Here is a 7,382-nt window from a genome sequence, read left to right on the forward strand (position 1 = left end):
TCGCGTACGTGATGAGGGACGTGAGAGAGCGCAGCGAGCGAGCCAGGGCGAAGCGCACAGGGGGAGGGACCCTGTGAGCGCAGCCGGCACGGCCGACGAGGAACTTGTGAGGACCCTCTTCGACGAGCACGCCGGGCCGCTCTACGGCTATGTCCTGCGGCTGACCGGTGACTCGGGGCGCGCGGAGGACGTCGTGCAGGAGACCCTGTTGCGGGCCTGGCGGCATCCCGAGGCGCTCTCCGACCGGCCGATCAGGGCGTGGTTGTTCACCGTGGCCCGCAATCTCGTCTTCGACCAGCACCGCGCCAGGAAGGCCAGGCCGCAGGAGATCAGCGACGAGGCGCTGGCGGTCATACCGGCCGACGACGAGCTGGAGCGGGCCGTCGAGTCGTGGTCCGTGGCCGAGGCGCTGGCCGCGCTGCGGCCGGAGCACCGCGAGGTGCTCCTGGAGGTCTACTACCGGGGGCGGTCGGTGAGGGAGGCGTCCGCGACGCTCGGCGTTCCGCCGGGCACCGTCAAGTCGCGCACCTACTACGCGCTGCGCGCCCTGAAACTGGCGCTCGAGGAGCGGGGGCTGGCGCCATGATGACGTGCGAGGAGATCCGGCTGGCCATGGGGGCGCACGCCCTCGGAGCGCTGGACCCCGACGAGGCACTGGAGATCGACGACCACCTGGCGACCTGCGAGGCGTGCGGCGCCGAGCTGGTCGAGTTCGAGGGCGTGGCGTCGTTCCTCGGCAAGGTGTCCGAACGCGATGTGGAGCTGGTGTCCAGCCCCCCTCGCCAGGTGCTCGACCGGCTGCTGAATGACCGCGCCAGGCGCAACAGGCGTGGCCGCGTGCTGATGGCGGTCGCCGCGTCCGCCGCGGTGCTGGTGGTGGGCGGCACGGTCTGGACGACCGTCAACACCACGAGCCATGAGGGCTCGGCCGCCGCGCCGGCGGCCGCCAACTCGTCGCAGTCCAGCCAGGAGAAGGCCGAGGCGGAGCCCAGAGCCGAGCTCTACAGCGACTCCAAGCCGAGCGCGAGCACGGCGCCCGTGCCGAAGCCGACGGAGCGGGCGGTCGCCGGCCGTGAGTTCGCCGGCGGGAACACCACCATGGGCTACCGCGCCACCGTGACGGCCTTTCCCGGAGACGGCGGCACCGAGCTGAGCGTGAGCGTCGACGGCGTGCCGGCCGGCACGACCGCCCGCCTCGTCGTCGTGTCCCGCGACGGGCGGCGCGACCCCGCGGGGAGCTGGGACGTCCGCTACCAGGACAACGCCGTCTTCAAGAGCACGACGTCGCTGCCCATGGGCGACATCGCCAGGTTCGAGCTCGTCGACGAGAAGGGGAAGGCGCTCGTGCGGATCCCGGTGCGGAAATAATCGCGGCCGTCCGCGGTTTGCACGAAGTGATGTCTGGTCTGTGGGTGGCGCTGGCCATGCTGGCGCTCGGTGCGGTGATCGGCGTGGTGCACCTGCGCCGCGGCGGAAGGGTGCGTGACGTGGGCGGGGAGCGGCTGCCCGAGAGACTGTCCGGGTCCGACCTGGGCGAGGGGCTGGGCGAGCGGGCGACACTGGTGCAGTTCTCCACCGCGTTCTGCCAGCCGTGCCGGGCCACCCGGCGGGTCCTGGCCGACGTGAGCACGCTCGTGCCGGGGGTGAGCCACATCGAGATCGACGCCGAGTCGCGGCTCGACCTCGTACGCAGGCTCGACATCATGCGCACGCCCACCGTCCTCGTGCTCGACGCCGCGGGCACCGTCGTCAAGAGAGCCTCGGGCCAGCCCCGCAAGGCCGACGTTTTGGCCGCGGTGGCCGACGCCCTGCCGCCCGCGTGACGGCGTCATGGCCGGTCCGCGTACCAGACAGATCGTCTCAATAACCGGACGAGAAGTGACAGATGACGAGACGCCGAGTAGGGTCGTGAGCATGAACCCATCGACAGAGCTGCTGACGAAGCGGCGCGCGGTTGACTTCTGCCGCGTCGCCACTGCGCTCTGTCGCGCTGCCTGAGGACGATCTCGCGGACCTGCGATCCGCTCCAATCGACCCCTTCAGGAGCATCCCACGATGCGTGCCGACCCTAGAGCGCTGCGTTTCGGCGCGGCCATCACCACGCTGGTCCTGATCTCCGTCCTGGTGACGGAGAGCGTCTGGCTTCTCGCCGCCCAGGCGGCGGTCTTCGCGCTCGGAGTCGCCCGCCGCTCTCCCTATGTGATGCTCTTCAAGGCGTTCGTCAAGAGCGCGCCCAACGAGACGGAAGACGCCCGCCCGCCGCGTTTCGCGCAGCTGGTGGGGCTGGTCTTCGCGCTCGCGGGCCTGGCCGGATACTTCACCGGGATCGTGCCGCTGGCCCTGGCGGCCACGGCCGCGGCTCTCCTCGCCGCATTCCTCAACGCAGCCTTCGGATTCTGCCTCGGCTGCGAGATGTACCTGCTGATTCGTCGTCTACTGCCCGCTGCCAACATGGAGGTATCCCAATGAGCCGTTCCGCCGCCCTGGTGGACGCCGACTGGGTCGAGGCCAACCTCGACACCCCCGGAGTCGTTCTCGTCGAGGTCGACGAGGACGTCAGCGCCTACGACAAGGGCCACATCCGTGGCGCCGTGAAGGTCGACTGGCGGCAGGACCTGCAGGACCCGGTGCGTCGCGACTTCGTGGACAAGACCGGTTTCGAGGCCCTGCTCTCCGACCGCGGCATCGCCAACGACGACACCGTCGTCCTCTACGGCGGCAACAACAACTGGTTCGCCGCCTACGCCTACTGGTACTTCAAGCTCTACGGTCACGACAACGTCAAGCTGCTCGACGGCGGCCGCAAGAAGTGGGAGCTCGACTCCCGCGAGCTGGTGCGCGACGTGCCCCAGCGGCCCGAGACCCAATACGTCGCCGAGGAGCAGGACGCCGCGATCCGCGCCTTCCGCGACGACGTGGTCGCCGCCATCGGCAAGCTCAACCTGGTCGACGTGCGCTCGCCCGACGAGTTCACCGGCAAGCTGCTCGCTCCCGCGCACCTCCCGCAGGAGCAGGCGCAGCGCGGCGGCCACGTGCCCACGGCCCGCAACATCCCGTGGTCCAAGGCCGCCAACGACGACGGCACGTTCAAGTCCGACGACGACCTGCGCACGCTCTACTCCGAGGCCGGTGTCGACTTCGGCAAGGACACCATCGCCTACTGCCGCATCGGCGAGCGTTCCGCGCACACGTGGTTCGTCCTGCACGAGATCCTGGGGCAGGACAACGTGAAGAACTACGACGGTTCATGGACCGAATACGGCTCGCTCGTGGGCGTGCCGATCGAGCTGGGGGAGGCCCGCTGATGACCAGCGCTGCACAGGGCTGCGGAGCGCCGGAGCAGACGATCGCGCTGCCGGCCGGAATCGATCTGTCCAACCAGGCCGTGATCCAGGGTGTGGTGACCGGCGCCGGCACCGCCTACGCCCGGCTGCTCGACGGGTCCGGCGAGTTCACCGGTGAGGTCGTGGTGTCCGACGACGGCGTCTTCCGGTTCTTCGCCGCTCCCGGCGACTGGACCGTGCGCATCATCGCGGGCGGCGGTGTGACCCGCGACGTCCAGGTCGAGGCCAAGCTGGGCGAGGTCGCCCAGCTCGCCGTGGCCGTCTGAGCCCGTTTCACGTGAGGCCCGCGTCTGTCCGACGCGGGCCTCACCGCGTGCAACGGACGCGCGACCAGGGCGTGGCCTGCGTGCACGCGGGCGGCGGGTTCGCGGTGACGTCCAGGATGCGGTCCGGCCCGGCACGCTCAGGGTTTGGGGTAGCGCATGAGGAGCGTGGCGCGCACGACGTCGGGGCCGTGCGCCCGGTAGCCGTGCGGCACGTCGGCCCGCCACGAGATGTGGTCGCCGGGGCCGGCAGTGAGCGGCTCGTCGAGCGGGCCCGCGCTGAGGGCGCCGGTGAAGACCGTGAGGTGCTCGCTGACGCCCGCGTGGTGGGCGGGGGAGGTCTGGGTGAGGCCGGGCGGGACACGGAGGCGGTAGAGCTCGTACGTCACGGCGCCGTCCTCGAACACCTCCAGCAGCTGGGCCTCGATGGCCGTGCCGCGCATGATCTGCGGCTCGGGCGGCGAGTCGAGTATCGCGCCGATCGGCACGCCGAGCTGCGCGGTGATCGCCCAGAGCGTGTCCAGCGTCGGGTTGCGGGCGCCCGTCTCGACGCCCGACAGGGTGGCTTTGCCGATGCCGGCACGCTTGGCCAGCTCGGAGAGTGACACACCGCGCGCCTGGCGCAGCCGCCGCAGGCGTTCTCCCACCACACGGGGATCGGTGTCGAGTGCGGGGCGCGAGTCCATGACCGTCATGGTGCCGCAAGGGCGGCGTCCCGTCGCCGGGTCGGCTCGCGCGTCACTCATATGTCACCGCCCTGGAACTGATCGTGCACACAATCAGGGAGTTGCGGCTGCGGCAGAAGGGACAGGCCGATACGATTCGACAGATGTCCGGTTCGACAGGTGTGATGGATCCGCCCCGACCTGGGCCTACGCCGGCTCAGCGGATGCCGTCGCCGTACTCGCTGCCCCTGCACACGCTGCGGCTCGTGGGCAGATGCGCCCTGCCGCTGATCCTCTGGTTCGCCGCCGGCGAGCTCGTGCGCTTCGTGTTGATGTACGGCGCCACCGAGGTGGCGTACGGCGACTTCCGGCAGCTCCGGCTGGTGGCCGTCATGACCCTGCTCACGTTCGTCGTCATGTCCGCGGTGACGGTCACCGCCGGCATGCTCTACTGCCTGCGCAACGCGCTGTGGGAGATGCGGGCCAGAGCCGACGAGGGCGTGCCCGACGAGCGCTTCTTCCGTACGCTGGACCGGGTCGCCCCCGCCTTCGCCGTGCTCTACCTGGCGTGGGGATTCCACACCGAGGACGCCAGGGACATCTACCAGATGGACCTGTTCCACAATTTCCAGGAAATGACGGACGCATCCTGGTTCGGTGAGGAGTCCCAGGTCGGCCGCGGCCTCATCGACCTCGACTGGCGCGTGTCGCTCGGCGCGATGGTCGTCATGTTCGGGCTGAAGACGCTCTTCGCGAAGCTCGTGGAACAGGGCAAGACCAGGTTCTACGGCTTCGCCGCGGCCTTCTCCGAGTTCGCGTTCATGTTCTACGGGCTGAACGCCACCGTCGCCATCGCCGACGCGCGCTCCGAATGGATGGAGCACCGCACAGTCGTCGCCGGGTCCAAGGAGGTCTGGTCCGAGGCGCAGAAGAACGTACCGCTGTGGGACGGCATCACCAGCACCTTCAGCGAGCTCTGGCCGCTGTTCCTGGATGCGGTCGCGGTCCCGCTGGCCTGGCTGACCGTGGCCATGCTCGTCTACGGCGCCTTCTCCGACGAGACCCGCACCCTGTTCAAGGGCACCCGCCTGGAGCGCGGCGTGGACCGCCTCGAATCCAGCCACGACCTCACGCAAAGGTCGTTCGACCAGGTCACCGTCGGCTTCCGGGAACGCTGGGTGCCGCTGGCCAACTCCCTGCGGATGGTCTTCAACGGCGGCGCGCCGCTCTTCGGCATGTTGTGCCTGTGCTACGTGGCCATCTCGGTGGCCGCCCAGTACGGCGACCGGGGGCTGCGGGCACTCATCGGCTCGCGCGCGGAATGGACGTGGGCCTTCGCCGGACCGCCCATCGGCTTCCTGCGCGAGATGATCACGACCGTGCTCACCATGGCGCTCCTGGCGGCCACGTTCGACATCGCGGCCACCAGAGCCCGCGCCAAGGGCGAGCGGCTCAGCGACGCCTGAACCGCAGCACCGTGTCGTCCTTCTCCGCCTTCTCCATGGCTTCCCTGTCGAACAGGTCATCCACCGGCGTGTCGGAACGGTAGCCACTCGGCCTGAACGAGATCTCGACCTCGTTCGCCACCGGGGTCGGCACGACGGCCAAACCCTCGATCTCGTACGTCTTGCCCACCGCCAGCCGGTCCGTCGGCCGCTCGCCGTCCCGCAGCTCCACGGTCCACGTACGGTCCGCGCGGTCCGTCAGCCTGATCTCGTAGGGCAGGGCGGTCATGGTGGCGTTCGACTCGTTGACCACCTTCTTGGTGATGTCCACCTTCAGCCAGGTGACCTCGGGGCCGTGCTTGCTGCCCGCAGGTGCCTCCATGGGCGCCACCGCGGCCGTCCACTCGATGTTGTAGACGGTGCCCGCCTGGCCGGCGGCCACGACGACCTCCTTGGTTTCCTGCGCGGCGACCTTCTCGTAGAACAGGTAGCCGTCGACCGTCTGCGCGCCCATGGTGAGCAGCGACACCATCACGGCACCGGCGGCGATCAGGACCTTGCGGTTGCGCGGCCCCTTCGCCGAACGCCTCCCGCCGCCCGCTCGCGCCCTGCCCCGAGCGCCGTCCTGCGCCCTCTCGCGAGCCCTGCCCTGCGAGCCGCCCTGGGGGCCGTCGTAGGGTCCGCCCTGGGGATCGTCGGGATGGGGCGTACGGTGCTGGGCGAACGCGGCTGATGGCCCGCCGGCCCCGGGATCGGCGTGCTGAGGCGACCCGCCTGGCCCGGCAGCATGCGACGCGGCGACCGCCGCCGCCCCGGTGCCCGCGGCGGCCTGAGCCGTCCCAGAGGCGCCCTGAGGCGGCGATCCGGCCGGAGGACCGCCGTACGGCGACGGCTGGTCGTACGGCGATGACTGCGGCGACGGCCGGTCGTATGGGGAGGGCTGGTCGTATGGGGACGGCGGCTGGTCGGCGGGGGGCTGGACGGCCGGCAGCGGCTGTGTGAGGCCCTCCGGCGGCTCACGGTAGGCGGGAGGCCAGACCTGCTGGTCCGGATGCCGATGCCGGGCCCGGCTCTCGGGCATGCCGGGAGCACCCGCCATCCCATGCCGTGGGGCCGCCTGTCCCTGAGCTCCCCGCGCGGCACTCTGGCCCGGATGCATGCCCTGTTCGGGACGCACACCCTGCTCGGACACGCCACCGCCCTGCCCGGCACGCCCGCCTGCCCCGAATCCCGAACCCTGACCAGGCGGTTCCTGCCCGAAAGGAGTGCCCTGGCCGGGCGGTTCCTGTCCGTAAGGGGAGCCGGGGCCGGGCGGCGGCTCCTGCTCCTGGGGTGGCGTGCCGTAGCCGGACGGCGGTGCCTCACGGCTGCGACGTCCGCCGCGGCGGGTGGGCCTCTCACGGCCCCGCGGCATCTCGCCCGCCGACGGCAGCCGCGGCACGGCTGCGGTCTCGCCGTCCGGGGCCGCCTTCACCCTGGGTACGGGGGTGGTCTCAGGAGCAGGGCCCGACGGCACCCTCGGCACGGGCGCCGTGTCCTCAGGGCCGCGGAGTGCGCTCTCGCCCGAGGGGAGGTCGGGATACATGCCCTCTTCGAGCGGTATCACCTGCCCGGGGGGAAAGGTGCGGCCCGAGTGGGCGCCGAGCCCCGCCGGGGCGGTCTGGC

9 protein-coding genes and 1 pseudogene are annotated in these 7,382 nt (G+C 70.9%); 8 read left to right on the forward strand and 2 right to left on the reverse strand.

The window, feature by feature from the left end:
- Positions 1 to 73: 73 nt before the first annotated feature.
- The 7 genes from E1294_RS37015 (at position 74) to E1294_RS37040 (ending at position 3,610) form a co-directional block, all read left to right on the forward strand.
- Entirely contained in the window at positions 74 to 586 is a 513-nt protein-coding gene (locus tag E1294_RS37015; protein ID WP_132515633.1) for a sigma-70 family RNA polymerase sigma factor, read from the forward strand.
- Positions 583 to 1,368 carry an anti-sigma factor family protein gene (locus E1294_RS37020; protein ID WP_132515634.1) on the forward strand — a complete coding sequence of 262 codons (786 nt, stop codon included), beginning with the start codon at positions 583 to 585 and terminating at the stop codon, positions 1,366 to 1,368. Before E1294_RS37015 ends, E1294_RS37020 begins: the two co-directional genes overlap by 4 nt.
- 29 nt (positions 1,369 to 1,397) lie before the next feature.
- Positions 1,398 to 1,823: a thioredoxin family protein gene (locus tag E1294_RS37025; protein WP_132515635.1), complete on the forward strand. Its 426-nt coding sequence runs from the start codon at positions 1,398 to 1,400 to the stop codon at positions 1,821 to 1,823.
- A 91-nt stretch (positions 1,824 to 1,914) separates the two neighbouring features.
- The gene (locus E1294_RS58390) at positions 1,915 to 1,998 is read left to right on the forward strand and encodes a putative leader peptide (RefSeq protein WP_350668905.1); all 84 of its coding nucleotides are present in this window, start codon (positions 1,915 to 1,917) and stop codon (positions 1,996 to 1,998) included.
- A 57-nt stretch (positions 1,999 to 2,055) separates the two neighbouring features.
- Positions 2,056 to 2,469: a DUF4395 domain-containing protein gene (locus E1294_RS37030; RefSeq protein WP_132515636.1), complete on the forward strand. Its 414-nt coding sequence runs from the start codon at positions 2,056 to 2,058 to the stop codon at positions 2,467 to 2,469.
- On the forward strand, positions 2,466 to 3,305 hold the full coding sequence (locus E1294_RS37035) for a sulfurtransferase (RefSeq protein ID WP_132515637.1): 840 nt from the start codon (positions 2,466 to 2,468) through the stop codon (positions 3,303 to 3,305). Before E1294_RS37030 ends, E1294_RS37035 begins: the two co-directional genes overlap by 4 nt.
- On the forward strand, positions 3,305 to 3,610 hold the full coding sequence (locus E1294_RS37040; RefSeq protein ID WP_132337667.1) for a DUF1416 domain-containing protein: 306 nt from the start codon (positions 3,305 to 3,307) through the stop codon (positions 3,608 to 3,610). The genes E1294_RS37035 and E1294_RS37040 overlap by 1 nt, the downstream gene beginning before the upstream one ends.
- Before the next feature lie 137 nt (positions 3,611 to 3,747).
- Here the strand turns inward: E1294_RS37040 and E1294_RS37045 are convergent, their stop codons facing one another.
- Entirely contained in the window at positions 3,748 to 4,293 is a 546-nt protein-coding gene (locus tag E1294_RS37045) for a helix-turn-helix domain-containing protein (RefSeq protein ID WP_132515638.1), read from the reverse strand.
- Between the two features lie 203 nt (positions 4,294 to 4,496).
- On the opposite strand from E1294_RS37045, the gene E1294_RS37050 reads away from it, so the two are divergent.
- Positions 4,497 to 5,738, forward strand: a complete 1,242-nt coding sequence (locus E1294_RS37050) for a hypothetical protein (RefSeq protein ID WP_132515639.1) — start codon at positions 4,497 to 4,499, stop codon at positions 5,736 to 5,738.
- Here E1294_RS37050 and E1294_RS53310 read toward each other — a convergent pair.
- Positions 5,725 to 7,382: pseudogene (locus tag E1294_RS53310) on the reverse strand (hypothetical protein); the annotation flags it as partial. The gene E1294_RS37050 and the pseudogene E1294_RS53310 overlap by 14 nt on opposite strands.

The organism is Nonomuraea diastatica (assembly GCF_004349015.1).
GTDB lineage: Bacteria > Actinomycetota > Actinomycetes > Streptosporangiales > Streptosporangiaceae > Nonomuraea > Nonomuraea diastatica.